The 26,555-nt window shown below is 73.4% G+C and carries 22 protein-coding genes; 15 read left to right on the top strand and 7 right to left on the bottom strand.

Annotated features, from left to right (window positions below; translation table 11 throughout):
* Positions 1-13 precede the first annotated feature (13 nt).
* Positions 14-1,504, bottom strand: coding sequence for a xylulokinase (locus ACH0A8_RS00665; RefSeq protein WP_406906109.1), 1,491 nt, complete (start codon positions 1,502-1,504; stop codon positions 14-16).
* A complete protein-coding gene (gene xylA, locus ACH0A8_RS00670) occupies positions 1,497-2,690 on the bottom strand; it encodes a xylose isomerase (RefSeq protein ID WP_311205992.1) in 1,194 nt (397 codons plus the stop codon). The genes ACH0A8_RS00665 and xylA overlap by 8 nt, the downstream gene beginning before the upstream one ends.
* Before the next feature lie 97 nt (positions 2,691-2,787).
* Here xylA and ACH0A8_RS00675 point away from each other — a divergent pair, with 97 nt between their 5' ends.
* The 11 genes from ACH0A8_RS00675 (at position 2,788) to ACH0A8_RS00725 (ending at position 14,829) form a co-directional block, all read left to right on the top strand.
* Entirely contained in the window at positions 2,788-3,981 is a 1,194-nt protein-coding gene (locus ACH0A8_RS00675) for a Gfo/Idh/MocA family protein (RefSeq protein WP_406906112.1), read from the top strand.
* The gene (locus tag ACH0A8_RS00680; protein WP_311205990.1) at positions 3,981-4,682 is read left to right on the top strand and encodes a ThuA domain-containing protein; all 702 of its coding nucleotides are present in this window, start codon (positions 3,981-3,983) and stop codon (positions 4,680-4,682) included. Before ACH0A8_RS00675 ends, ACH0A8_RS00680 begins: the two co-directional genes overlap by 1 nt.
* Positions 4,667-5,764 (top strand): Gfo/Idh/MocA family protein, encoded by a 1,098-nt coding sequence (locus ACH0A8_RS00685; RefSeq protein ID WP_251155295.1) that lies wholly within the window; start codon positions 4,667-4,669, stop codon positions 5,762-5,764. Before ACH0A8_RS00680 ends, ACH0A8_RS00685 begins: the two co-directional genes overlap by 16 nt.
* A 109-nt stretch (positions 5,765-5,873) precedes the next feature.
* Positions 5,874-6,950 (top strand): sugar phosphate isomerase/epimerase, encoded by a 1,077-nt coding sequence (locus ACH0A8_RS00690; protein ID WP_235426493.1) that lies wholly within the window; start codon positions 5,874-5,876, stop codon positions 6,948-6,950.
* Between the two features lie 137 nt (positions 6,951-7,087).
* Positions 7,088-8,380, top strand: coding sequence for an ROK family protein (locus ACH0A8_RS00695; protein WP_406906115.1), 1,293 nt, complete (start codon positions 7,088-7,090; stop codon positions 8,378-8,380).
* Positions 8,377-9,423: an NAD(P)-dependent alcohol dehydrogenase gene (locus ACH0A8_RS00700; protein WP_066652463.1), complete on the top strand. Its 1,047-nt coding sequence runs from the start codon at positions 8,377-8,379 to the stop codon at positions 9,421-9,423. The genes ACH0A8_RS00695 and ACH0A8_RS00700 overlap by 4 nt, the downstream gene beginning before the upstream one ends.
* A 167-nt stretch (positions 9,424-9,590) precedes the next feature.
* Positions 9,591-10,970: an MFS transporter gene (locus ACH0A8_RS00705; RefSeq protein ID WP_406906117.1), complete on the top strand. Its 1,380-nt coding sequence runs from the start codon at positions 9,591-9,593 to the stop codon at positions 10,968-10,970.
* Between the two features lie 85 nt (positions 10,971-11,055).
* Positions 11,056-12,483: a bifunctional UDP-N-acetylglucosamine diphosphorylase/glucosamine-1-phosphate N-acetyltransferase GlmU gene (gene glmU / locus ACH0A8_RS00710; protein WP_209683812.1), complete on the top strand. Its 1,428-nt coding sequence runs from the start codon at positions 11,056-11,058 to the stop codon at positions 12,481-12,483.
* Positions 12,484-12,538: 55 nt separating this feature from the next.
* Positions 12,539-13,516 carry a ribose-phosphate diphosphokinase gene (locus tag ACH0A8_RS00715; protein WP_406906119.1) on the top strand — a complete coding sequence of 326 codons (978 nt, stop codon included), beginning with the start codon at positions 12,539-12,541 and terminating at the stop codon, positions 13,514-13,516.
* 46 nt (positions 13,517-13,562) lie between these two features.
* On the top strand, positions 13,563-14,348 hold the full coding sequence (locus ACH0A8_RS00720) for a putative protein N(5)-glutamine methyltransferase (protein ID WP_251155293.1): 786 nt from the start codon (positions 13,563-13,565) through the stop codon (positions 14,346-14,348).
* Between the two features lie 28 nt (positions 14,349-14,376).
* Positions 14,377-14,829 (top strand): GNAT family N-acetyltransferase, encoded by a 453-nt coding sequence (locus tag ACH0A8_RS00725; protein ID WP_251155292.1) that lies wholly within the window; start codon positions 14,377-14,379, stop codon positions 14,827-14,829.
* On the opposite strand, the gene ACH0A8_RS00730 is transcribed toward ACH0A8_RS00725, so the two are convergent.
* Entirely contained in the window at positions 14,816-16,417 is a 1,602-nt protein-coding gene (locus ACH0A8_RS00730) for a molybdopterin-dependent oxidoreductase (protein ID WP_251155291.1), read from the bottom strand. The two genes, ACH0A8_RS00725 and ACH0A8_RS00730, sit on opposite strands and share 14 nt — an antisense overlap.
* Positions 16,418-16,561: 144 nt before the next feature.
* Between ACH0A8_RS00730 and ACH0A8_RS00735 the strand changes: the two genes are divergently transcribed.
* Positions 16,562-17,248 carry a hypothetical protein gene (locus ACH0A8_RS00735; protein WP_144411237.1) on the top strand — a complete coding sequence of 229 codons (687 nt, stop codon included), beginning with the start codon at positions 16,562-16,564 and terminating at the stop codon, positions 17,246-17,248.
* Between the two features lie 216 nt (positions 17,249-17,464).
* Here ACH0A8_RS00735 and gndA read toward each other — a convergent pair whose 3' ends face one another.
* Positions 17,465-18,937, bottom strand: a complete 1,473-nt coding sequence (gene gndA / locus ACH0A8_RS00740) for an NADP-dependent phosphogluconate dehydrogenase (protein WP_081984671.1) — start codon at positions 18,935-18,937, stop codon at positions 17,465-17,467.
* 113 nt (positions 18,938-19,050) lie between these two features.
* On the opposite strand from gndA, the gene ACH0A8_RS00745 reads away from it, so the two are divergent.
* The gene (locus ACH0A8_RS00745; protein ID WP_209683801.1) at positions 19,051-19,590 is read left to right on the top strand and encodes a gluconokinase; all 540 of its coding nucleotides are present in this window, start codon (positions 19,051-19,053) and stop codon (positions 19,588-19,590) included.
* Here ACH0A8_RS00745 and ACH0A8_RS00750 read toward each other — a convergent pair.
* Positions 19,577-19,822, bottom strand: a complete 246-nt coding sequence (locus ACH0A8_RS00750) for an SHOCT domain-containing protein (RefSeq protein ID WP_209683798.1) — start codon at positions 19,820-19,822, stop codon at positions 19,577-19,579. The two genes, ACH0A8_RS00745 and ACH0A8_RS00750, sit on opposite strands and share 14 nt — an antisense overlap.
* A 216-nt stretch (positions 19,823-20,038) precedes the next feature.
* On the opposite strand from ACH0A8_RS00750, the gene ACH0A8_RS00755 reads away from it, so the two are divergent.
* Both ACH0A8_RS00755 and ACH0A8_RS00760 read left to right on the top strand, forming a co-directional pair.
* On the top strand, positions 20,039-21,469 hold the full coding sequence (locus ACH0A8_RS00755) for a sensor histidine kinase (protein ID WP_406906124.1): 1,431 nt from the start codon (positions 20,039-20,041) through the stop codon (positions 21,467-21,469).
* Positions 21,466-22,149 carry a response regulator transcription factor gene (locus tag ACH0A8_RS00760; RefSeq protein WP_251155288.1) on the top strand — a complete coding sequence of 228 codons (684 nt, stop codon included), beginning with the start codon at positions 21,466-21,468 and terminating at the stop codon, positions 22,147-22,149. The genes ACH0A8_RS00755 and ACH0A8_RS00760 overlap by 4 nt, the downstream gene beginning before the upstream one ends.
* Here ACH0A8_RS00760 and ACH0A8_RS00765 read toward each other — a convergent pair whose 3' ends face one another.
* Both ACH0A8_RS00765 and ACH0A8_RS00770 read right to left on the bottom strand, forming a co-directional pair.
* Positions 22,150-22,773, bottom strand: coding sequence for a class I SAM-dependent methyltransferase (locus ACH0A8_RS00765; protein ID WP_251155287.1), 624 nt, complete (start codon positions 22,771-22,773; stop codon positions 22,150-22,152).
* 183 nt (positions 22,774-22,956) lie between these two features.
* Positions 22,957-26,364 (bottom strand): SdrD B-like domain-containing protein, encoded by a 3,408-nt coding sequence (locus tag ACH0A8_RS00770; protein WP_406906125.1) that lies wholly within the window; start codon positions 26,362-26,364, stop codon positions 22,957-22,959.
* Positions 26,365-26,555 lie beyond the last annotated feature (191 nt).

A 26,555-nucleotide genomic window follows, 5' to 3' on the forward strand; every position in this document is an offset into this window, starting at 1 on the left:
GCGCCTCAGCGCATCAGCGCGCGGCGGCGCGGTACTGCTCGAGCACCTCGGGGTGCGGGTCCGCGGGCACCACCGTCGCGGCGACCTCCCACGACGGCAGGCTCCCGGTCAGCACCCACGCGGCCTGTCGAGCGGCACCCGAGGCGACGTACTCGCCCGGTTCCGGGATCGACACGTCGCGGCCGAACACCTGCGCGGCGACGGCCCGGACGGCCTCGTTCCGTGCGGCGCCGCCGATCAGCAGCAGCCGCGACACCTGCACGCCGGTGGCCTCGACCGCGGCGAGGCCGTCGGCCAGGGCGCAGAGCATGCCCTCGACGGCGGCGCGGGCGAGGTGCGCCCGGTCGGTCGTCGCGGGCGTCATGCCCACGAGCGAGGCGGTGGCGTCCGGTCGGTTCGGGGTGCGCTCGCCGACGAAGTACGGCACGAGCACGAGCCCGCCCGCCCCTGCCGGCGCCTGCAGCGCCAGCTCGCCGAGCTCGCCGTGGTCGACGGAGAGGAGTCCGCCGATCACCTCGAGCACGCGGGCCGCGTTGAGCGTGGTGACGATCGGGAGGCGCGACCCGGTCCCGTCGGCGAAGCCCGCCACGGTCCCGCTCGGGTCCGTCACCTCGGTGTCGGTGACGCCGAAGACGGTCCCGCTGGTCCCGAGGGACGCCGCGACGTCACCCGGGCCGAGCCCGAGGCCGAGCGCTGCCCCGGCGTTGTCGCCGAGCCCCGGGCCGACGACGAGACCGGCGCGGGCGACGGCGCCGCCCGGCAGCTCGACGTCGGACGCCAGGGTGCCCATCGCCTCGTCGGGCGCCACGACCCGCGGGACCACGACCGGGTCGTCGCCGCCGACGTGCGCGTCGCCGTCGTGCGGTCCGGCAGCGACCCGCGAGGGACGCCCGAGCGCCTGCTCGAACAGCTCCGCGTCGTACTCCCGGCGCACCGGGTCCCAGTAACCGGTGCCGCTGGCGTCCGAACCGTCCGTCGCCAGGGCGTCGAGGTCCGGGCCGAGCGGGCTCTCGTCGGCGGGGCCGTACCCGCGCAGTCGCCACGACAGCCAGTCGTGGGGGAGTGCGACGGCGGCGACGCGCGCCGCGTTGTCGGGCTCCGCGTCGCGGAGCCACCGCAGCTTGGTACCGGTGAACGACGCCACCGGGACCAGACCCGTGCGGGCGACCCATGCCTCCCGGCCGAGCTCCTCGACCATCTGCGCGGCCGCGTCGGCGCTGCGGACGTCGTTCCACAGGAGTGCGTCGCGGACCACGCGGCCGTCGGCGTCGAGCGCGACCATGCCGTGCTGCTGCCCGGCGATCGCGACGGCGGCGACGTCGTCGAACCCGCCGGCGTCCGCGATCGCGGTGCCGAGCGCGTCCCACCAGTGGCGGGGGTCGACGGAGGTGCCGTCCGGGTGGGACGCGCGCCCCTCCCGGACGACCGCACCGGTCGCCGCGTCACGGATCGTGACCTTGCAGGACTGGGTCGACGAGTCGACCCCTGCGACCAGGTCAGCCACGAGCGCCCATGAGGTGCTCGATCGCGAGCTGCTGCAGGCGCACGAAGCCGAAGCCCTTGCCGCCGAAGTACGCGTCGGCGTCGAAGTCCTCGTAGGCCGAGCGGTCGGCGAGGAAGTCGTCGTACGACTCACCGCTGTTCAGCGTCGGCGTCGAGAGCTCGTCGACCTTCGCGGCGGACAGGGCCTCCTGCACCTCGGGGTCGGCGCGGAACGCCTGGGCGCGCTCCTTGAGGAGCAGGTACATGCGCATGTTCGCCTGCGCCGAGTCCCAGACGCCGGTGATGTCCTCGGTGCGGCTCGGCTTGTAGTCGAAGTGGCGGGGGCCGTCGTACGCCTGGCCGCCCTGCGGGGCGCCGTGCTCGAGCAGGTCGACGAGCGAGAAGGCGTTCTGCAGGTCGCCGTGGCCGAACACCAGGTCCTGGTCGTACTTGATGCCGCGCTGCCCGTTGAGGTCGATGTGGAAGAGCTTGCCCTGGTAGAGCGCCTGGGCGATGCCGGCCGTGAAGTTCAGGCCCGCCATCTGCTCGTGGCCGACCTCGGGGTTGATGCCGAAGAGCTCCGGACGCTCGAGCGTCTCGGTGAAGGCGATCGCGTGACCGAGGGTCGGCAGGAGGATGTCGCCCCGGGGCTCGTTCGGCTTCGGCTCGATGGCGAAGCGGATGTCGTAGCCCTTGTCGGTGACGTACTGGGCGAGCAGGTTCACGGCCTCGCGGTAGCGCTCGAGGGCGGCCTGCACGTCCTTGGCGGAGTCGTACTCCGAGCCCTCGCGGCCACCCCACATGACGAACGTCTTCGCGCCGAGCTCGGCGGCGAGGTCGATGTTGCGGAGCACCTTGCGGAGCGCGAAGCGGCGCACGGCGCGGTCGTTCGAGGTGAACCCGCCGTCCTTGAAGACCGGCGCCGAGAACAGGTTCGTCGTGACCATCGGCACGATGATGCCCGTGGAGTCGAGCGCACCCTTGAGCCGGTCGATCTGCGCCTGGCGCTCGGCGTCGGTCGAGCCGAACGCGAACAGGTCGTCGTCGTGGAAGGTCAGGCCGTAGGCGCCGATCTCGTCGAGCTTCTCGACCGCCTCGACCACGTCCAGCGCGGGACGGGTGGGGCCGCCGAACGGGTCGGACCCGTTGTAGCCGATGGTCCAGAGACCGAAGGAGAACTTGTCGTCGCGGGTGGGCGTCGTTGCCATGGTGGATCACCGTTCGTCGTCGAAACAAAATGTTGCCGCGCCCAACATAAGCGGTAGGGTGGATCCTGGCAACACCGGATCGCAAAGGAGCGAGTGGATGGCACAGGACGGACACGGACCGGGACGACTGCGCGTCGCCATGGTCGGGCACGGCTTCATGGGAGCGGCGCACTCCCAGGCGTGGCGGACCGCACCGCGGTTCTTCGACCTCGGCGTCGAGCCCGAGATGGCCGTGGTGGTCGGCCGTGACGCCGAGCGCACCGAGGCAGCGCGCGTGCAGTACGGGTGGCAGGCCGCGTCGACGGACTGGCGGCAGGTGGTGGCGGACCCCGACATCGACCTCGTCGACATCGTCTCGCCCGGTTCCTCGCACGTCGAGGTCGCGATCGCCGCCCTCGAGGCCGGCAAGCACGTCCTCTGCGAGAAGCCCCTCGCCAACACGGTCGAGGAGGCCGAGGCGATGACCGCCGCTGCGGAGGCCGCCGCCGAGCGCGGCGTCCGCGCGATGGTCGGCTTCAGCTACCGCCGCGTCCCTGCGATCGCGTTCGCCCGGCAGCTGGTGGCGGACGGGAGGATCGGCACGGTCCGCCAGGTCCGCGCGCTCTACCTGCAGGACTGGTTGTCCGACGAGGACGGCCCGATGACGTGGCGCCTCGACAAGGCGCTCGCCGGCTCGGGCTCGCTCGGCGACATCGGTGCGCACGCGATCGACCTCGTCGAGCACGTCACGGGCGCACACCTGTCGACCGTGTCCGGCACGCTCGAGACCTTCGTGCACGAACGTCCGCTGATGGCCGAGGGGGTCGGGCTCTCCGGCACCGCGTCGAGCGACCGCGGACAGGTCACCGTCGACGACGCCGCGTTCTTCCTCGGTCGGCTCACCGGCGGCGCTGCCGACGGTGCGATCGGCACCTTCGAGGCCACGCGCTACGCGACCGGGCGGAAGAACGGCCTGACGCTCGAGGTCAGCGGGTCGGAGGGCGCGATCCAGTTCGACCTCGAGTCCATGAACGAGCTGCGCCTGTACGAGTCGTCGGCGCCCGCGGGGGAGCAGGGCTTCCGTCGCATCCTCGTCACCGAGCCGGAGCACGAGTACATGGCCGCCTGGTGGCCGACCGGGCACCTCATCGGCTACGAGCACACCTTCAGCCACCAGGTCGCCGACCTCGTGCGGGCGATCGTCGCGGGCACCGACCCCTCGCCGTCGTTCGCCGACGGCCTGCACGTGCAGCGCGTCCTCGACGCGGTCGAGCGCAGCGCGTCCGACGGCAGCGCCTGGACGGCGATCTGATGGCCGACACGACGAAGCGAGCGCTGGTCGTCCGTGGCGGGTGGGACGGGCACATGCCCGTCGAGACCACCGACCTGTTCGTCCCCTTCCTGCGCGACAACGGCTTCGACGTCCGCGTGTCGGACTCGACGGCCGTGTACGCCGACGAGTCCGTGATGGCGGACGTCGACCTGATCGTCCAGGTCGTCACGATGTCGACGATCGCCGACGACGAGTTCGCGGGACTGCAGCAGGCGGTGCTCGGCGGCGCCGGGCTCGCCGGGTGGCACGGCGGGATCGCGGACGCCTTCCGGAACACCGCCGACTACCTGCACATGGTCGGCGGGCAGTTCGCGCACCACGCGGGCAAGCACCCGTCCGAGCGCACCGGCGAGCAGTCCGACAACTACATCCCGTACACGGTGCACATCACCGAGGCCGGGCACGAGCACCCGATCACGCAGGGCATCGAGGACTTCGACCTCGTGACCGAGCAGTACTGGGTGCTCTCCGACGAGTACAACGACGTGCTGGCGACGACGACGCAGGAGGCCCGGGACTTCGACGCCTGGAACCGTCCGGTCACCGCGCCGGCGATCTGGACCCGGCAGTGGGGGCAGGGACGCGTGTTCGTCTCGGCACCCGGGCACCGGCTCGAGGTCGTCGAGTCGCAGCCGCTCCGCACGATCATCGAGAGGGGACTCCTGTGGGCAGCCCGATGAAGGTCGGTGTCGTCGGGGTCGGCGTCATCAGCCAGCAGTACTTCGAGCACTTCCCGGCACTGCCCGGGCTCGAGCTCACCGCCGTCGCGGACATCGACGTGGCCCGGGCACGGTCGGTGGGCGAGACGCAGGGCGTCCGCGGTTCCTCGGTCGACGAGCTGATCGCCGCGGACGACGTCGACGTCGTGCTCAACCTGACGATCCCGGCGGCCCACGCCGAGATCGCCACGCGGGCGCTCGAGGCCGGCAAGCACGTGTACGGCGAGAAGCCGCTGGCGATGTCGACGGCCGAGGCGCGCCCCGTGCTCGACCTCGCCCGTCGCTCGGGCCTGCGGGTGGGCAGCGCGCCGGACACCGTGCTCGGCACCGGGATCCAGACGGCGCGGCAGGCGCTCGACAGCGGCGCGATCGGCACCCCGGTCGGCGCCGCCGTGTCGTGGTCGGCGCCCGGGCACGAGCTCTGGCACCCGGCGCCGGCGTTCTACTACCAGCCCGGCGGCGGCCCGCTGCTCGACATGGGGCCGTACTACCTGACGAGCCTCGTGTCGTTCTTCGGCCCGGTCGTCCGGGTCAGCGGAGCCTCGACCCGGTCGGACCGCGAGCGCACCATCGCGACCGGCCCCGCGGCCGGCACCCCGCTCCGGGTCGACATCGACACGCACGTCGTCGCCGTCCTCGAGCACGCGGACGGCGTCGTCTCGACCGTCACGGTGTCGTTCGAGGTCTGGGCCACCAGGGCGCCGCTGTTCGAGGTGTTCGGCACCGCGGGCACCCTCGGCGTCCCCGACCCGAACCGGTTCTCCGACACCGTGTCGATCGCCGACGCAGCCACCCGCGAGTGGCGGGACCTGCCGACGAGCGCCGGGTACGCCGACGCCGGACGCGGCTACGGCCTGGCCGACATGGCGCACGCGATCGCGACGGATCGCCCGCACCGCGCGTCCGGCGACCTCGCGTTCCACGTGCTCGAGGTGATGGAGGCGGTCTCCACCGCGGCCCGCGAGCACACCGTGGTCGAGGTCCGGTCGCGCGTCGACCGCCCCGACACCGTGCCGGCCGGTGCCACCCCCGGGTCCTGGTGAGCCAGACTCGGCAGCAGCAGCAGCAGCAGCAGCAGCAGCAGCAGCAGCAGCAGCAGCAGCAGCACGACGCGACACGACACGACACGACAGGCGAGGAAGGACGACGACGATGACGACGACGGACGGAACCGGCGAGACCGGGGCGAGCGGCGCCTCCAGGCCGGACGGCGGCGGCCGCTCGACCAGGCCGGTGACCCTGTTCACCGGGCAGTGGGCGGACCTGCCCTTCGAGGAGGTCGCACGGCTGGCGGGCGAGTGGGGTTACGACGGGCTGGAGATCGCCTGCTGGGGCGACCACCTGGACGTCCGACGCGCCGCGACGGACCCGGCGTACGTGGCCGACCGGAAGGCGGTCCTGGAGCGCAACGGACTGCAGGTCTGGACGATCGCGAACCACCTGACCGGCCAGGCCGTCTGCGACGACCCGATCGACCAGCGGCACGAGGACATCCTCGCGCCGCACGTGTGGGGCGACGGCGACCCCGAGGGCGTCCGGCAGCGGGCGGCGGAGGAGCTGCAGTGGACCGCCCGTGCGGCCGCTGCGCTCGGGGTGTCGACCGTGACCGGATTCTCGGGATCCTCGATCTGGAAGACCGTCGCCGGGTTCCCGCCCGTGCCCCCGGCGATGATCGAGGCCGGGTACCAGGACTTCCACGACCGCTGGTCGCCGATCCTCGACGTGTTCGAGGAGGTCGGCGTCCGCTTCGCGCTCGAGGTGCACCCGTCCGAGATCGCCTACGACTACTGGACCGCGAAGCGGGCGCTCGAGGTGTTCCGGGACCGCCCGTCGTTCGGGTTCAACTTCGACCCGTCGCACTTCGTGTGGCAGGACCTCGACCCCGCCGCGTTCCTGCTCGACTTCGCCGACCGGGTGTACCACGTGCACTGCAAGGAGTCGGTGAAGCAGCTCGACGGCCGCAACGGTCGACTCGGATCGCACCTGCCGTGGGGCGACCCCCGTCGTGGGTGGGACTTCGTCTCCGCCGGGCACGGGGACGTGCCGTGGGAGCGGGTGTTCCGCGTGCTGAACCACATCGGGTACGACGGCCCGACGAGCGTCGAGTGGGAGGACGCCGGCATGGACCGACTGGTCGGCGGCCCCGAGGCGCTCGCGTTCGTGCGTCGCCTGGGGACGATCGCCCCACCGGACGCCGCGTTCGACGCCGCGTTCTCCCGCTCGCGCTGAGCCGCGCGCGGGTACGGACGGACCCGCGAGACTCGGCACCGCGGACAGTTCCGCGGTGCCGAACCCGCGAAGGTGTCCGCCGAGCCGAGACTCGCCCCCCCACACCACACCACACCACACCACCACGAGGAGGACCCATGGCCAGGTCGGCCACGACCACGCCCGGGAACGTCGCGCGCGTCCTCCGCATCGTGCACGAGGGCGGGCCGGTCACCCGTGCCGAGCTCACCCGTCGGACGGGACTCAACCGTTCGACGGTCCTGGCGCTCGTCGGGGAGCTCGTCGAGCAGGGGCTCGTGCACGAGGAACTCCCGGGAGCCGGGGCGGACCGTCCCGCCGGGGTCGGTCGGCCGAGCGCCGTCGTCCGGGCATCGCGCGACGTCGTGGCCGCCGCGGTGACCGTGGAGATCGACGCCGTCGCGGTGGCGCTCGTCGCGCTCGACGGCACCGTGCGCGACCGCCTCGTCGAACCGCAGTCGAGCGTGCCCGGTGCCGCCGCAGCGATCGACGCCGTGGCCCGTGTCCTCGCCACGCTGACCGCACGCGCCGATCCGGCACTGCGGCTCGTCGGTGTGGGCGTCGCGGTGCCGGGCATCGTCCGGGTCGAGGACGGGGTCGTCCGCGACGCCCCGCACCTCGGTTGGCGGGACGAGCCCTTCGCCGGGCCCCTCGCCGAGCGTCTCGGGCTGCCCGTCCGCGCGGCGAACGACGCGAACGTCGGTGCGTGGGCCGAACGGCTCTACGGCAGCGCGCGCGGCGTCGACGACCTCGTGTACCTCAACGGCGGCGCCAGCGGCATCGGCGGCGGGATCGTCAGCGCCGGCCGCCCGTTCAGCGGCGCGGACGGGTACGCGGGCGAGCTCGGGCACACCTTCGTCGCGGCGAACGGCATCCGCTGCCACTGCGGGGCGATCGGGTGCCTGGAGACCGAGGCTTCACGCGGGGCCCTCACCGCGGTGACCCGGACCGCGCCCGACGACCTGGACGCCCTCGCCGCCGCCCTGGCCGAGGGGCACGACGCGGTCGAACGGGTCGTGGACCGCCAGGCGACCGCGCTCGCGACCGCGATCCGGAACGCCATCCACACCGTCGACCCGCAGGTCGTCGTGCTCGGCGGCTTCCTCGGCGTGCTGCTCGGGCACGTGGGGGACCGCGTCGAGGACGACGTCCGGGCGCAGACGATGGCCGCGATGACCGACCGGCTGCGCATCGTGCCGGCGGAGCTCGGCCGTGACGTCCTCGTCCGGGGCGCCGCCGAGCTCGGCTTCGCCGACCTGCTGCGCGACGGGGCCCTCCCGACCACCAGCGGCGCGACCACGACCGGCCCGAGCGGCGCGACCACGACCGGCGCGACCGGGACCCGCGCGACCGACACCGACCACACCACAGCCGACCGCGACGACGCGGTCGAGGAAGCGAGATCCGCATGAGCACCACCTCCGACACCCAGCGCGCGAGCGTCCTGCTCGGCACCGAGGACCTGACGATCGAGGACCGCCCCGTCCCCGAGGTCGCCCCCGGCGACGTGCTCGTCCGCGTGGCCGCCGTCGGCGTCTGCGGCTCCGACGTCCACTACTACCGCCACGGCCGCATCGGCGACTTCGTCGTCGAGGAGCCCCTCGTCCTCGGCCACGAGCTCTCCGGCACGATCGCCGCGGTCGGCGAGGGCGTCGACCCCGCCCGCGTCGGCGAGCGCGTCGCCGTCGAGCCCCAGCGCCCCTGCCACCGCTGCGCGCAGTGCCTGGCCGGCCGCTACAACCTCTGCCCGCACATGCGCTTCTACGCGACACCGCCGGTCGACGGTGCCTTCGCGGAGTACGTGACGATCGAGGCCGAGTTCGCGCACGCCCTGCCCGACACGGTGTCCTTCGAGGCCGGCGCACTGCTCGAGCCGCTGTCCGTCGGCATCGCCGCGGCGCGCAAGGCCGGCATCGTGCCCGGCTCGAGCGTCCTGATCGCCGGTGCCGGTCCGATCGGGGTCATCTGCGCCCAGGTCGCCCGGGCGTTCGGCGCGACGCGCGTGGTCGTCAGCGACCTCGTCCCCGAGCGGCGCGAGCGTGCGCTGTCCTTCGGCGCCACCGAGGTCGTCGACCCCGTCTCGGTGGACGTCACGTCGGACATCGTCCCCGTCGACGCCTTCATCGACGCCAGCGGTGCGCCCCGTGCCGTCTCGGACGGCATCAAGGCCGTCGGACCGGCCGGCGCGGCGGTGCTCGTGGGCCTCGGCAACTCCGAGATGGTGCTGCCCGTCGAGCACATCCAGAACCTCGAGGTGACGGTCACCGGCATCTTCCGCTACACGAACACCTGGCCGGTCGCGATCGGTCTGGTCGCGTCGGGCCAGGTCGACCTCGACGCGCTCGTCACCGGGCGCTTCGGACTCGACGCGGTCCGCGAGGCCCTCGAGAGCGACACCGACCCGGCCTCGCTCAAGTCCGTCGTCTACCCGAACGGCGTGCCCGCGGGCGCGTGAGGACGCGAGCCGACGTGCGCGACGCGGGTCGCGCCGTCCGGTGAGCGGTCGACGGACGGGAGGCGCGGTGCCGGCGAGTGCCGTCCTCCCGTCCGTCGTCCGGTCACCACGGCGAGCCGTGGCCGGGTCGGCCCCGCCGCGACACCGCGACGCGCTACGGTTCGGCCATGACCGCGACACCGGCGGCGGCAGTGCCGCGACGCACCGACCGGCGGGCACTCGTGTCCTGGGCGCTCTGGGACTGGGGGTCCTCGGCGTTCACCGCCGTCGTCACCACCTTCGTCTTCAGCACCTACCTGGCGAGCCGGGCGTTCGTCGACCCGCGGCTCGTCGCTGCCGAGGACTCGTCGACGGCCGCTGCGCAGACGGTCGAGCGGGAGCTGGCGCACAACGCCGCGACGGTGTCGACGGCCCTGACCCTGGCGGGGATCGTCGTGGCGCTCGTCGCACCTGCGGTGGGGCGGCTGGCGGACTCGTCCGGGCACCGCCGCCGGTCCGTGCTCATCGGGACGATCGGGGTGGCGCTGTCGATCGGGGCGATGGTGTTCGTCGCGCCGCAGCAGCCGTACCTGGTGCTCGGCGCAGCGCTCCTCGGCATCGGGACCGTCGCGTACGAGGTCGCCACCGTCGGCTACAACGCGATGCTCGGCCAGGTGGCGTCGGGCCCGCAGACCGGCCGTGTCTCGGCGATCGGCTGGGCGGCCGGGTACTTCGGCGGGATCGTGCTGCTCGTCGTCCTGCTCCTGCTCTGCATCCAGGACTTCGGCACCGAGGGGGTCGCCGGCCTGCTGCAGCTGCCGTCGACCGTCGCGTCCGGGTCGTGGGACGTCCGGGTCGCGATCGGGATCGCCGCGGTGTGGCTCGCGGTCAGCTCGGTCCCGCTCTTCCTGACCGTGCCCGAGGCGGCGCCGGACCGTTCGCGCACGGGCGGTCTGCTCAGCGCCTACCGTGACCTCGGACGGCACGTCGCCCGGCTGTGGCGGGAACGCCGCAACGTCCTGGTCTTCCTGCTCGCGAGTGCCGTGTTCCGCGACGGCGTCGGTGCGGTCTTCACCTTCGGCGGCATCGTCGCCGCGCAGGTGTTCGGCTTCAGCCCGTCGCAGGTGATCCTCTTCGCGATCGCGGCGAACGTGGTGGCGGGTGTCGCGACCTTCGCCTCCGGGCGGCTCGACGACCGCTTCGGTTCCCGGGCGGTCATCACGGTCGCGCTCGTCGGGCTCGCGCTCACCGGCATCGGGGTGTTCCTGATCGGGAGCGCGACGGCCGGGTTCTGGGTGCTCGGGCTCACGCTGGCGATCTTCGTCGGGCCGGTGCAGTCGTCGTCCAGGGCGTACCTGGCACGACTCGCCACCCAGGGACGCGAGGGCGAGCTCTTCGGCCTCTACGCGACGACCGGGCGAGCGGCGTCGTTCCTCGCGCCGGCGCTGTTCGGCATCGCGGTGACGATCGGCGGCTCGACGCGGTACGGGATCATCGGCGTGGTCGTGGTCCTCGTCGCGGGCCTCGTGCTCATGGCGTTCGTGCAGCGGGAGCCCGCGCGGGCGTAGCGCACGGTCCGCTCTCCCCACGCCGGGCCGGCGCTGCCGGTGCGGGTCGAGCACCCGGTCGGAGCACATGCGCCAGGATGGGTGCATGACCGACCAGCGGATCGCCGTCGTCGTCCTCGCCGCCGGGCAGGGCACGCGCATGAAGTCGTCCACCCCGAAGGTGCTGCACCGCCTCGCCGGCCTGCCCCTGCTGGCGCACGTGCTGCGCACGGCGTCCTCGATCGAGCCGGAGCACGTCGCCGTGGTCGTGCGGCACGAGCGCGAGCGCGTCGCGGCCGAGGTCGCCGAGCGTGCCCCCGGGGCGATCGTGGTCGACCAGGACGAGGTCCCCGGCACCGGACGCGCCGTCGAGGTCGCGGTGCAGGCGCTCCCGGCGGACTTCGACGGCTCGGTCGTGGTGCTCTCCGGGGACGTCCCGCTGCTCGACACGGCGTCGCTCCGACGCCTCGTGGACGCGCACGCCGGCAACGCCGTGACCCTGGTCAGTGCGATCGCCCCGGACCCGACGGGGCTCGGCCGGGTCGTCCGCGACGCCGCCGGGGCGTTCGTGCGCGTCGTCGAGCACAAGGACGCCACCGAGGCCGAACGGGCCATCACCGAGGCGAACGCCGGCATCTACGCGTTCGACGTGACCCACCTGCGTGCGGTGCTGCCCTCGCTCACCACGGCCAACGCGCAGGGCGAGAAGTACGTCACCGACGTCCCGTCGCTCGTCGCCGCGCGCGGGGGAGCGATCGACGTCGTCACGCTGACCGACCCGTGGCTCGTCGCCGGCATCAACGACCGCGCGCAGCTCGCCGACGCGGCGCGTGAGCTCAACGCCCGCATCGTCCGTCGGCACCAGCTCGCCGGTGTCACCGTGCAGGACCCGGCGACCACGTGGATCGACGTCGACGTCACCGTCGAGGCCGACGCCGAGATCCTCCCCGGCACGCAGCTCGTCGGGGCGACGGCGATCGCCGCCGGCGCGGTGGTCGGACCGGACACCACGCTCCGCGACACCGAGGTCGGAGCCGGCGCGGTCGTGAACCGCGTCGACGCGACGCTGGCGGTCATCGGCGACGGCGCCACGGTCGGTCCCTTCGCCTACCTGCGACCGGGGACGGTCCTGGGCGAGCACGGCAAGATCGGCACGTTCGTCGAGACGAAGAACGCGGTGATCGGCCGCGGCAGCAAGGTCCCGCACCTGTCGTACATCGGTGACGCCGAGGTCGGCGAGGACTCGAACATCGGGGCCAACACGATCACCGCGAACTACGACGGCGTGCACAAGCACCGCACCGAGGTCGGGTCGAACGTCCGCACGGGCTCGCACAACGTGTTCGTCGCCCCGGTTAGGATTGGTGACGGGGCGTACACCGGCGCGGGTACGACCGTCCGCAAGGACGTACCGGCCGGGTCGCTGGCGATCAGCTACGCCCCGCAGCGCAACACCGACGGATGGGTCGAGGAACACCGACCCGGTTCGCCGGCGGCCGAGGCGGCTCGGCGCGCGCACGGCGAACAGATCTGACGGCGGTCGGGTCGATCGAGACGACCCCGAGCGGGTCAGGGAGTGAGCACCGCACTTGTCCGGAATCAAGACCACGGGCCAGAAACGACTCGTCCTCGTGTCGGGCCGGGCGCACCCGGAACTCTCGGCGCAGATCGCCGACGAGCTCGGAGTCGACCTGGTGCCGACCGATGCCCGGACCTTCGCGAACGGTGAGCTCTACGCCCGCTTCGACGAGTCGGTCCGCGGTTGCGACGCGTTCGTCATCCAGTCGCACACCGCGCCCATCAACGAGTGGCTCATGGAGCAGCTCATCATGGTCGACGCCCTGAAGCGTGCCTCGGCGAAGCGCATCACCGTCGTCGCGCCCTTCTACCCCTACGCGCGCCAGGACAAGAAGGGCCGCGGGCGCGAGCCGATCTCGGCCCGGCTCGTCGCCGACCTGTTCAAGGCCGCCGGTGCCCACCGCATCATGAGCGTCGACCTGCACGCCGCACAGATCCAGGGCTTCTTCGACGGCCCCGTGGACCACCTGTTCGCCATGCCCGTCCTGCTCGAGCGCTTCCAGCAGATCCTCGACCCGGAGACCCTGACCGTGGTGTCGCCCGACATGGGCCGTGTGCGCGTCGCCGACATCTGGTCCGAGAAGCTCGGTGCTCCGCTGGCGATCATCCACAAGCGGCGCGACCCGCTCGTGCCGAACCAGGTGTCCGTGCACGAGATCGTCGGTGACGTCTCCGGCCGCGTGTGCCTGCTCGTCGACGACCTCATCGACACCGGCCGCACCATCGCGAAGGCCGCCGAGGCGCTGAAGAACGCCGGCGCGACCGGCGTGGTCGTCGCGGCGACCCACGCCGTGTTCTCCGACCCGGCCACCGAGCTGCTGCAGAGCGAGTTCATCGACCGCGTCGTCGTCACCGACACGCTGCCCCTGCCCGAGGACAAGCGCTGGGACCGCCTCGAGGTCCTGCCGATCGCGCCGCTCATCGCCCGCGCGATCCACGAGGTCTTCGACGACGGGTCCGTGACCTCCATGTTCGACGGTGCCGCGTAGGCGGACCGGACGCGTGTCGGGCGTGACCCGGCCGGCGGGCTGAGCCGTGCCTCCCGTCCACCCGGCACGCGGTGCCCTGGCTGCCCGTCTGCGGGCGACGGGCAGCGTGTTCGCCGAGGACGAGGCCGACCTGCTGCTCGAGGCCGGCGACGGCGATCCGGTGAAGCTGCGCGGGCTCGTGCAGCGGCGACTCGGCGGTGAGCCGCTCGAGGTCGTGCTCGGCTGGGCCGCGTTCGACGGGCACCGTGTCCGGGTCGTCCCGGGGGTCTTCGTGCCGCGGACCCGCACCACCGTCGTCGCCGAGCAGGCCGCGCGACGCCTGCACCGCTACGACCGGGTCGTCGACCTGTGCTGCGGTGTCGGGGCGATCTCGGTGGCGTTGCTCGGACGGGTCGGCGCACTCGACCTCGTCGCGGCGGACATCGACGCGGACGCCGTCGACGTCGCGGCGGAGAACATCGGCGACCGGGGGATCGTCGTCCTGGGCGACCTGTTCGCGCCGTTGCCCGAGCGCTTCCGCGGTGTCGTCGACGTCATCGCGGTGAACGCACCGTACGTGCCGTCGGACGCGCTGGCCACCATGCCGGCCGAGGCGCGGGAGCACGAGCGGCGCATCGCGCTGGACGGTGGGCCGGACGGGCTCGACGTGCACCGGCGCGTGGCCGCGGGAGCGGGGGAGTGGCTGCGCCCGGGCGGCGCGGTCGTCATCGAGGTCTCGTCGACGCAGGCGCCGCAGTCCGCTGCGCTGTTCGAGGGTGCCGGGTTCACCGTGACGGTCGAGTCCGACGACCAGGTCGAGGGCACGTGCATCGTCGCGGAGCTCCCCGCCTGACACTCGTCCGCCGCGGTACCGTCGCGGTGTGGAGTACTCGTTCGCACTGCCGACCGCAGCGGAGTTCCGGGCCCTGTACGACGAGACCGGGTGGGGTGCGTGGGACCTCGAACGGTTCCGTCGGGCGCTGGCCGGCAGCTGGGTGGTGTGCAGCGCACGCGACGAGACGGGACGTCTGGTCGGCATCGGTCGGCTGATCAGCGACGGCGCCCTGCACGCCTTCGTGACCGAGATGATCGTGGCGGAGGACGCGCGCGGCCGGGGCGTCGGCGGCGAGGTGCTCGCGCGGCTCGTCGACGAGTCGCGCCGTCGTGGGGTCGACGACGTGCAGCTCTTCGCGGCTCGGGGCCGAGCTGCCTTCTACGAGCAGCGTGGCTTCGGACGCCGGCACGAGGACGGACCGGGCATGGACCTCGTGACGGTCGTCGCGGCGCCCGGCAGCGGCAGCGACGGCATCGGCAGCGGGGTCAGCCGGCGCTGACCTGCACCGTGTGCCACCCGGTCGCGCCGTTCGGCGCCGGCGGCCGCTCGACGCTCGTCTGCACCTGACCGTCGGCGCTGACCGCCCGGACCCGGATCGTGTGCGAGCCGGCGTCGGGCGTCCAGCGGTACACCCACTGTCGCCAGGTGTCGGCCGAGACGGAGTCGGCGAGCGTGGCGTCCTGCCACGCGCCGTCGTCGATGCGGACCTGCACGGCCTTCACGCCGGTGTGCGGCTGCCACGCGACGCCGGCGACCGCGACCTGCTGCCCGGCGGTCACCGAGGCACCGCCGCGAGGGGTGTCGATCCGCGACTCGAGCTTCACCGGCCCGCGCTCCGACCACCCGCGGGGTGTCCAGTAGCCCTGGGCGTCGGCGAAGCGGGTGACCTCGAGCTCCGTCACCCACTTCGTCGCGGAGACGTACCCGAACAGCCCGGGGACCACCATCCGCACCGGGAACCCGTGCTCGGCCGGCAGCGGTTCGCCGTTCATCCCGATCGCGAGCAGCGCAGCTGTGCCCTCGTCCTGCAGCACGTCCAGCGGCGTGCCCGCGGAGAACCCGTCGATGCTGCGGGACAGCACCATGTCGGCACCGTCCTGGACACCCGCACGAGCGAGCAGCTCACGGATCGGGTAGCCCAGCCACAGCGCGTTGCCGATCAGGTCGCCGCCGACCTCGTTCGACACGCAGCTGAGCGTGGCCATGTGCTCCTGCAGCGGGAGTGCCAGCAGCTCGTCCCACGTCAGCTCGACCTCGCGGTCGACGGCGCCGTGGATGCGGAGCGACCAGTCTGCGGGGTCGACGGACGGGACCCGCAGCGCGGTGTCGATCCGGTAGAAGTCGGCGTTCGGGGTGACGTAGGGCGTGATCCCGTCGACGTCGAGGGACGCGCCCCCGGGAACGGCGGGCGCGGTCGTCGCCGCACGCGGCAGCCGGACCGCCCGCCGTGCCGCTGCGGCGGCCTGCACCGCCGCGGTGCCGGCTCGCGACGCTCCTCCCACGACGATCGCCGCCACGGCCGTCGTCGCGCTCCACACGAGGAAGGTGCGCCGCTCGGTCGCCGCGGGGCGGGGCGAGGCCGACGGCGCGGCGGTCGCTGCCTCCCACCGGCGGAGGCGACGCAGGAGCACGCGGAGCACGACGATCGCGGCTGCGACGCCGAGGACCGTGGGCGCTCCGTCCCACGTGCCGCTGCCCGATCGGGTGGTGACGGCGATCAGCGCGAGGACCGCACCGGCCGCGAGGACGAGCGCGCCGAACGGCGGGCGGGCACGTTCGAGCACACCGGCGCCAGCGCTGACCGCGGCCGTGACCACAGCCATGAGCACGAAGAGGGCGACCTTGTCCCCGGTGCCGAACAGGCCGACCATCAGGTCCTTCGCCGCCGGGGGAGCGAGGTCGATCACGGCGGAGCCGACGGCCACCAGCGGACTGCCCGCCCCGCCGAGCAGCAGTGCTCCGAGCTCGGCGACCGCCAGGAACGCGGCGATCGCGATCACGCCGCAGACCGCGGCGAGCAGGGCCGGGCGACTGACCGGGGTCGGGGTCGGTGCCTGCTCGGTGGTCGGTGCCGCTGACGTGCTCACCCGTGCAGCGTAGGTCGGCGCCACCGCGGATGGGCTGACAACAGCACGGCGGTGGACGCCTCGGTCCCGCTCCGCGCCGGGTTCGTCGGTCGTGCGCCGCTCCGGGACAGCGCCGCCGACCGCGGCCGTGCGAGGATCGGGAGCGTGTTGGACCGACCAGACCGCGTGCCCAGCGGCCGCCGCGCGCACCGGCCGCGGACGCCGGGGAGCGCTGGCCGCCGGTTCGCGGTCCTGCGGTGGACCCTCGTCGGTGTCTGGACCGCGCTCGTCGTCAGCCGCATCGTGGTCGTGGCGGCAGCGCCGCAGACCGACCTGGCGTTCCTCGGCATCGCCGAGCTCGTCGCGATCTCCGTCGGCGTGGTCGGGCTCGTCGTCGCCGTCGTCCGCGCCCGCGCGATCCGTCGGCGACGCGCGGACGAAGCGCTCGCACTGGCCATCCGTCGCATCGACCCGACGGTCTGGCTGGTCCCCGCGGCGCCGACACCGGAACTGCGCCAGGACGTGCTGCGGGCCCGCCCCGAGGTCACCCTGGGCGAGCGCGTGACCTGGGCGTTCGGAGCCACCGAGGCGTCGCTCTGGGAACTCGAGGAGCGCCGGGCGACGCGGCTGCTCGTGATCCGCTGGAGCCGGATGGTGCACGTCGGGGTCGAGGACGTCCCGGGGGAGCGCGACGCGAGCGCCGTGGCGATGCACTACGTCCGACCGGACGACTCCGCTGCCGTCGCGACGTTCTTCGTCCGCTCGTCGCCCGGGTCCCGACGGCTGCTCGGACGGGGACCTCGGCTCGAGCGACTCGTCGCCGACCTCGCGCGGGAGCGGATCGTGGCCTGACCGCGTCGCCCGTGTCCGGCCCCGGGGCCGAACGGATCGACCGACCGGCCGCGGCAGCTGCCTCCTCCGGCCGGGCGGCAGCACGCCCCGCTGACCCGGCGGGAGCACGCCCCGCCGACTCTGCGGCAGCAGGCCCCGCCGACCCGGCGGGAACACGCCCCGTCGACTCTGCGGCAGCAGGCCCCGCCGTCCGACGGGGCCTGCTGCCCGACCGGGTCAGTGCGTGGAGGGTTCCTGCTCGACCTCGCGCCGGCCGTCCTCGGACCACAGCGTGTGGAACGTGCCGTCCTTGTCGACGCGCTGGTAGGTGTGCGCTCCGAAGAAGTCACGCTGCCCCTGGATGAGCGCCGCCGGCAGTCGATCGGACGCGAGCGAGTCGAAGTACGCCAGCGCGGACGAGAACCCCGGGGCGGGGATGCCGGACGCAGCGGCGATGCCGACGATGCGACGCCAGGCCGCTTCGCCCTCGGCGACGGCGTCCGCGAAGTACGGGTCGACCAGCAGGCTCTCGAGCGCGGGGTTCTTGTCGTACGCCTCGACGATGCGGTTGAGGAACTGGGCGCGGATGATGCAGCCACCGCGCCAGATCTTCGCGACCGCGCCGAGGTCGATGTCCCAGTCGTACTCCTTCGCCCCGGCGATGATGAGGTCGAAGCCCTGCGCGTACGCGACCACCTTCGACGCGTACAGCGCGGCCCGGACGTCGTCCTCGAACGTGTCGGGGACGTCGACCACGTCCGGTCGGTTCGTCACGGAGCGCTGGACGGCTGCGCGCTGCGACGGCTTCGAGGACACCGCGCGGGCGAAGACAGCCTCACCGATGCCGGAGACGGGGATGCCGAGCCCGACCGCGTTCTGCACCGTCCACACACCCGTGCCCTTGGAACCGGCCTCGTCACGGATGACGTCGACGAGCGGCTTCCCGGAGTCGGCGTCCTGCTGCTTGAGGACCTCGCCGGTGATCTCGATCAGGTAGGACTCGAGGTCGCCCTCGTTCCACTTCTCGTAGATCTGGACGAGTTCGTCGACCGAGTGTCCGCCGGCACGACGGAGCAGGTCGTAGGACTCGGCGATCAACTGCATGTCCGCGTACTCGATGCCGTTGTGGACCATCTTGACGAAGTGACCGGCGCCGTCGGTACCGATGTGCGTCACGCACGGCTCGCCCTCGGCCACCGCGGCGATCGACTTCAGGATCGGGCCGAGGGTCTCCCACGCCTCGTCCGAGCCGCCGGGCATGATCGACGGGCCCTTCAGCGCGCCCTCCTCGCCACCCGAGATGCCGGTGCCGACGAAGTTCAGGCCCTGCTCACGCAGGTCGTGCTCGCGGCGGATGGTGTCGTGGAAGTTGGCGTTGCCGCCGTCGACGATGATGTCGCCTTCCTCGAAACGGTCGGCGAGCTGCTCGATGACGGCGTCGGTGCCCTTGCCCGCCTGCACCATGATGATCGCGGTGCGCGGCTTCGACAGCGACGCGACGAAGCCGTCGATGTCCTCGGACGCGATGAACCCCATGTCGCCGTGCTCGTCCAGCAACTCCTGGGTGCGCGCGTAGGTGCGGTTGTACACCGCGACCGTGTTGCCCTCGCGCGAGGCGAGGTTGCGGGCCAGGTTCGACCCCATCACCGCCAGACCGACGACACCGATGTTCGCCGTGCCGCCGTCGTCGTGCTGTTCGTTGTCCGCCACCTGAGTCTCCTTCGTCCTGACGTGTCGCGGCCCACGGTACGACCGACACCTGGGGTCGGCACGGGGATCCGGTCAACTGGGGACGGGAAGCGGACGACCCGTACTGTGGAGGGATGACCGACCACGACGTCCTCCCGCCCGTGCTCGTGATGGGTGTCTCCGGCTCGGGCAAGTCCACGATCGGTCAGGCGCTGGCCGACGCGCTCGCCGAGCAGGGCCAGCCGAGCACGTTCGTCGACGCCGACGACCTCCACCCGGCCGCCAACAAGGAGAAGATGCGGCAGGGTACGCCGCTGACCGACGAGGACCGATGGCCGTGGCTGGACGCCTGCGCGGCACGGATCGCCGAGGTGCAGGCGTCGGGGCGCCGGTGCGTCATGGCGAACTCCGCGCTGAAGCGCGTCTACCGCGACCGGCTGCGCAGCGCGGCACCCGACCTGGTGATCGCCTTCCTCGACGGGTCGCACGACCTCATCGCCGAGCGCCAGGCGCACCGTCACCACGAGTACATGCCGTCGTCGCTGCTCGACTCGCAGTTCGCGACCCTCGAGCGGCCCCAGCCCGACGAGACCGTCGTCGCGGTGTCCATCGAGGGGTCGGTCGACGACACCGTGGCGACGATCACGTCGGCGCTGGCGGTCACTTCCGGCTGAGCTCCGCGAGCCGCGAGCGGTACTCGTCCGCGTCGATGTCACCCCGGGCGAACCGGTCGGCGAGGACGGCCCGGGCATCGGACCGCGCCCGCCAGCCGCCGCGACGCAGGACGCCGAACACGACGGCGGTGGCCAGGAGCACCAGCAGGAAGAACGCCGGGAACAGGAAGAAGGGCGGCCCGCCGTGCCCGAGGGGGCCGACGGCGGCGAAGGTGGTGAGAGCGGTGTGCACGGTTGCCTCCTGGGCGGATCGTGTCGCCCGGTCGGGCGACGTTCCCAGCATCCGGTCCGGAGGCTCGTCCCGCGTCCGCCACGGAGGCCGACTCCCGCCTGCTCCCGCAGCCGTACGACCGGTCCTCCTGCACCGCCGACTACTCCCGTGGGAGTAGTCCACAGCTCCTGCCACGACCCGATGCCGTGCCGCCGAGGCGACCCTAGGCTCGGACGCATGCACCGCACCCCCACTGCCGCCGCCGAGGCGACCGACGACCAGCGAGACGGCGTCCGTCGCTTCGCCCGGTTCGGTCGGGTGCTGCCGGTCGCACTCGTGCAGATCGTGGGGACCCTGCTGGCGGCGCGTTTCCCGAACGGGCCGACCGACACCGTCGGCCCTCGCGGTGGCCCGCCCTGGGCGACCCACGTCCTCGGCTCCTCGATCGTCGACGCAGCGCAGCCGGGTCCACTCGCGATCGTGCTGCTCGTCGTCGGGGTGCTCGTCCTGCCGTGGCGCTGGCGGTGGCCGACGGGCGTCCTCGCCGTGACACTCGTGACGACGATCGGCTACGCCCTGCTGGTCAGTCCGCGGGGGCCGTTCGTGGCCGCGCTGACGATGGCGGCGGTGAACGCGTGGCTGCACGGGGGCCGCACCGCAGTGGGTGTCGCGCTCGGACTGGCCGTCACGGCGCTGCCGACCGCCGACGAGTTCCTCGGCCGTGCACCCGCGCGGAACCTCGACGCGGTCGTCCTCGCCGTCGCCTGGGCAGCGGTGACCCTGTCCGTGGCGGAGCTCGTCCGCGTCCGTCTCGACCGCGTCGCGGACCGACGGCGTCGGCGCGCTGCCGCAGAGCAGGAACGCGCCCGTGACGAGCGCGTCCGCATCGCCCGTGAGCTCCACGACTCCGTCGCCCACAGCATGTCGCTCATCAACCTGCAGGCGGGTGTCGCGCTCCACCTGGGGTCCGCGCTCCCCGAGCAGACCCGCACCTCGTTGGCCGACATCCGTGAGACGAGCCGCGAGGCACTGGTCGAGCTGCGGACGATCCTCGGGGTCCTCCGGTCGGTCGACGGGTCCGGGGACCGGGTCGTTGACAGGACGGACGGACCGACCGGCGGAACGGCCGACCGCGGGTCCGCCGGGAGCGAGCCGCTCCCCGGCGCCGCGGACCGCACCCCCGTCCCGGGGCTCGACCGCCTGGCGGACCTGGTCGAGCGGGCACGCGCGGCCGGGGTCGACATCAGCGCGACGGTCGACGGTGACCCTGCACCGGTGGACCGGACCACGGACCGCACGGCCTTCCGGATCGTGCAGGAGTCGGTGACGAACGTGATGAAGCACGCTCCCGAGCACCGCGCCCGCATCGCGGTGCGGTTCGGACCGGAGATCGTGGACCTGTCGGTCGAGGACTCCCCGGCCCCGGACCGTGACCCGGCCGACGCCCGGGTCACGCCGCTGCTCGGACCGTCCGGCAACGGCATCATCGGGATGCGCGAGCGGGCCTCCGCCGTCGGTGGCACCCTGTCGGCCGGACCCACGCCGGACGGCGGGTGGCGCGTCGTCGCACGACTGCCCTCGACCGTCGCCGCGCGGTCGTCGGACGCGGCCGAGCACGAGCACGAGCACGAGCACGAGGACGAGGACGAGGACGAGGAGCGATCGTGACGACCACCGACGAGGCCATCCGGGTCGTGCTCGTGGACGACCAGGTGCTCATCCGCGCCGGGCTCCGCGCCCTGGTCGACGCCGAACCGGGGATGACCGTGGTCGGCGAGGCCGGCGACGGTGACTCGGCCGTCGCGGCGGTCCGGCGTGAGCGTCCGGACGTCGTGCTGATGGACATCCGGATGCCGGGCACGGACGGGCTCGTCGCGACCCAGCGCATCTCGGCGGATCCGGACCTCGACGGCGTGCACGTGGTGATCCTCACCACCTTCGAGGAGGACTCGTACGTGTTCGAGGCGATCCGTGGCGGTGCGGCCGGCTTCCTCGTGAAGGACACCGAACCCGCCGAACTGCTCCGCGCCGTCCGTACCGTGCACGCCGGGGAGTCGTTGCTGTCGCCGGGTCCGACGCGCTCGCTCGTCGCCGCCTACGCAACGCACGCGAAGCCGTCCGCGCTGGCCCCGTCCCTCGACGTCCTCACTGAACGCGAGCGCCAGGTCATGCAACTCGTCGCCCTCGGCCTGACCAACACGGAGATCGCCGAGCGGCTCTTCGTCAGTCCGATGACCACGAAGACGCACGTCTCGCGCGCCATGATCAAGCTCGGTGCCCGCGACCGCGCGCAGTTGGTCGTCTTCGCCTACGAGACCGGGCTGGTCACTCCGGGATGGCAGCCGTGATCAGGCCCGGTGCGCGAGGACGGCCGCGTGCGGGCGCGCTCCGTCGTCGGAGCGTCGGTGCACGGCGTCGACCGTGAGACCCGCGTCCTCGATCGCAGCGACCATCCGCTCGACGGGCCATCGGTGGGCGGTCGTCACCGCGTGGTCGAACGGCTCGAGCGTCGGACCCTCGAAGAACCCGACGAGCAGCCCGCCCCCGGGTGCCAGGATCCGGCGGCACTCCGCGAGCGCGACCGGCACCCGGTCCGGACGGTGGTGCACGAGCGAGTACCAGGAGAGCACACCGCCGACACCGCCGTCGGACAGACCTGTCGCCTCGATCGTCCCGGTCCGGAAGTCGACCTCGGGAGCGGCAGCGCGCGCGAGCTCGACGAACCGCGGTACGGGCTCGATCCCGATGACGGCGTGGCCACGACGGTGCAGGTGCGCGGTCCAGTGGCCGGGTCCGCATCCCACGTCGAGCAGGAGTCCGTGCGTCGTGTCCGCCCAGTCCTCGACGAGCGTCCGGTCCTCGGGGTGGACGGCGTCCATGGACCCGAGGACCTCGGCGTACTCGTCCGCCCGGTCGTCGTAGGCCGCCACGACACGGGCGTCCGCTCGAGCTGCTGCGCTCGGGGCGCTCATCGAGGCAGGGTCCACGGGGCGACGCTACCGCCGACCGCCGACCGCCGACCGCCGACCGCCGACGTACCGACGGGCGCACGACCGGGGCCGCTGCTGCCCGACGGTGAGCGGTGGGCGCACGACAGCGGGGTCGAGCCCCCCGGAGGTGACCCGACCCCGCCGTGCGGAGCGCCGGACGCCGGGTCAGTCAGACGACCGACGGGACCGTCGTCGGCTGATGAGCACGGTCAGCCCGGGCACGAGGAGCGCGAGCGCCAGCGCCACCGCAGCACCGACGGTCGTCCCCGTGTAGGCGAGTCGGCCGGCGGACAGGGCCTGCGCCGCGCCGGTCCGCTCGTGACCGCTGCCGATCGGCGCGTCACCGCCCCTGGTACCGGCACCGGTGCCACCAGGACGGCCGCCGTCACCGTCACCGGGGTTCCCCGGGCCATCGGTCCCGTCGCCTGCCCCCGGGTCCCCGCCGTCGTCCCCACCACCGCCGTCCCCACCGTCGCCGGGTCCGGCCTCGACCAGGCCGGCATCGACGGTCGTGTCGCGGCGTACCCCCTCGAGCGCACCCTCCGCGCTCGTGACCCGGTCGATCATGACCGCCGCGGTCTCACCGTCCGGTCCGGCGTCGGAGTCGACCGCCGGGTCGTCGCCGACGTGCTCCTCGGTGAAGTGCATGCCGTCGGGCGCCGTGAAGTGCACGCGGTAGTCGCCCGGCCGCAGCCCGTCGAACCGGTACCCACCCTCGTCGTCGGTGGTCGTCCGCCGCTCGACCGCGTCACCGTGGTCGTCGGTCCCGGTGAGGGCGACGGGGACGCCACGGACGCCGGGCTCGTCGTCGTCCTGCAGGCCGTCGTCGTTCCGGTCGTCCCACACCCGGTCACCGATCATGCCGGCGACGACCCGGACCGTCGACGGGTTCGACTGCACCGGGAGCGCCAGGTCGGACGTCCGCAGGCCGAACCGGTTCACGTAGCGGTCGCCGTCGTGCGCGCCGCTCGTCGCGAGCACGAGCCGGTGCGTGACGGTCTCGCCGGCGGGGACCGGCGTCTGCCGTTCGATCCGGACGGCGGTCACCCGGTCGAGTGTGTCCGGGCAGCCGCTCGCACCGAACTCGTCCTCGGTGCACCAGTGGGTCGTACCGCCGGGCTGGTTGCTCGGGTCGGCACCGTCGGGGGAGACGTCGGCGGCCTCGGTGTCGGTGTACCGGACGACCTCACCGGCGTCGGGGTCGGTGGGGGCCGGCGCCGCGAGTCCGACGGTGCCGTGGAAGTCCGAGCCTCGTGCGTCTCCGTGGTGCGGGAGCACGTCGATCAGGTCGAGGCCGCCGATCGCGGCGTCGTCGGTGTTCGTGACGTCGAGGTCCCACTCCGGATCGTCGCCGGTCACGACGACGGGGGCAGGCGTGCGCTTCTCGACCCCGACCCCGCCGGTGGTGACGACCTCCAGGCCGCGCTCGGCGGTGCGCCAGCGCTCGTCGGACCGGTCGGCCGGTGACGCCACGGTCACCGTGTTGCTGATCGGACCGGCCGGCGCCGAGCGGTCGATCCGCGCCGTGTAGGTGATCGGGGTGATGCGGCTGTTCGGTTCCACGTCGTGCAGCGTCCAGGTCAGACGCTGGTGCTCCTGGCCGTCGGCACCCGGCACCGTGTCGACCTCGGGGGTCCTCGACGCACTGTCCTCGACGTACGAGGTGTGCGCGGGCAGGACGTCACGGACGGTCACGTCGGTGGGGCGTCCGTCGGCGAAGCCGTTCGTCAGGGTCGGACGGAGCGCGTAGTCGACGGTGTTGCCGGGGACGACCGAGCTCGTCCGGTCCGGGGTGTCCGCAGCGGCGGAACCCGGATCGACGACGACCTTGCCGACGCGGACCAGGTCCTCGGTGAGCACCACGCTGTCGGCCAGCCCGCCGGCACCGAGCCCGGGGTCCTGGTGGTCGTGCACCCACTCGGGCCGGTGGTCACCGAAGCGGGCGTGCCCGAAGTCGTACACCCGGGTCCCGTCGGGCGCGCGCTGCGTCGTCACCGTGGAGTACAGACCGCCGCTCGCGCCGCCGGCCAGGTCGCCGGTGACGCGGACCGCCCCGACCGCCGCGATGCCGCCGGGGACCTCCGCCGGGTCGTCGAACCAGGGGCCGTCGTCGTCGTCGCAGGTGCGGACCTGGCCTGCCGCCGGTGACGCCATGTCGTACGCGGCGTACTGCACGTGCGCGTGCTCGAGGCCGCTCGACCACGCAGGAGCCCGCCCTGCCACCGTCGTCAGGCGCTGCGTCCGGCGGTCGAAGGTGTCGCAGAGCGCTGCGCCGCGGAAGGGTGCGAGACCGGTGTTCGCCATCGTGACGTCACTGCGGAGTCGGGTGCCGCCCGTGGCCCACGGGTCCCCGTCCTTCGCCGATCCGGCGGTCACGCCGCTGCCGTCGCTCCCGAGGCGCCAGAGCCGCTTGCCTGCGCTGCCCGGTCCGAGCTCGACGAGGTTCCGCCGGGCGCTGTTGTCGGCCGTCGGCTCCGCGCCGCCGGGGAAGTTCGGGGTCCCGCTGACCGAGGTCGTCTGCAGCGGCGTGAAGGTGTTCACCGACTCGACGGACGTCGGCACCGACGGGGTGGGCATCCACAGCGAGATCCACCCGCTCACGACGTACGGCTTCGCGCCGCCGCTGATCGGGCCGCCGCCGATGTTGCGCCCCGGCATGCGCGCGGCGTCCGTCACGGCGCCGTGGATCGTCACGTCGACCTCGCCGCCGGGCGCTGCCTGCGTGCAGGTGACGGTGCCGGAGTCGGCCACGGCTCGGTCGCCTCCGCCGCGGCCGCCCGGCAGACCGCCGAACTGCACGCCGTCCTCGCCGTTGCGGCCGCAGGCGGGTCGACCGCCGTTCCAGAGCACCGCACCCGACGGTCGGTCGCCGAGCAGGTGGGACAGGTCGTCGGTGAAGTGCATGTCGCCCGTGCTCCGCTCGAAGCCGAGCAGGCCCTGCCCGGGGACGGGGGACTGCCAGTCGACGGTGATCGGGTAGCGCAGTTGCACGCCGGGGGTGCCGTCCGGCCCCGGCACGTCCGACCGCAGGGTCGAGCCCACCACGGCCTTGCTGAGGTTGTACCGCGGCGCGGCGGACACGACGGTCGTCGCCGACGTGACCGGTGCGGTGGGCTCGGCGTCGTCGGCGGTCGCGGTGCCCGTCACGGCGATGCGGTCACCGTTCCGCAGGTCCCCGGAGACGTCGAGCACGGCCGGCACGGCGACGGCGTGCCCCGAGGGGACGTCGCCGAGGTCGCAGGTGAGCCGCTGGCCCTCGACCGCCGACCCGGCACCCGTGCACGCGAGCGGGACCCCCGCCCAACCCGTGCCCGCCGGGGCGTCGAGGACGAAGCGCTCGTGGTGCGCGGTCCCGTCGCCGGCGTTCACCGTGACCCGGTACGTGACGGCGTCGCGGGTCCGGACGATGCCGTTCGCGGGACCCCGGTCCCCGCCCGGGCCGTCGTCCGGCGTGAAGGGCCCGCGGCCGTCGGCGGCGACCTCGACGGCCAGGCCGACCACCGCCGCCGGCGCGGTCGCGGCAGCGGCAGCACCGGCCGGTCCGAGCAGGACCGAGGGGACCGCGAGGGCCACTGCCCCCAGGGCGCCGACCGCGCGGCCGAGCGAGGACGGCCCGTCGGGTCCGCCGAGTCGGCCGGGTCGGCCGGAGCGGGCAGGGGCGGGCGAGGGAGGACGTTTGGACGACGGACGACGAGACATGGCGCTCCTCGGTCGGAGATCGGATGGACGACGGACGCCTCACCCTGACCCCGCCGACGCCGCAG

Source organism: Curtobacterium sp. 179-B 9B NHS, assembly GCF_045370965.1.
Lineage (GTDB): Bacteria > Actinomycetota > Actinomycetes > Actinomycetales > Microbacteriaceae > Curtobacterium.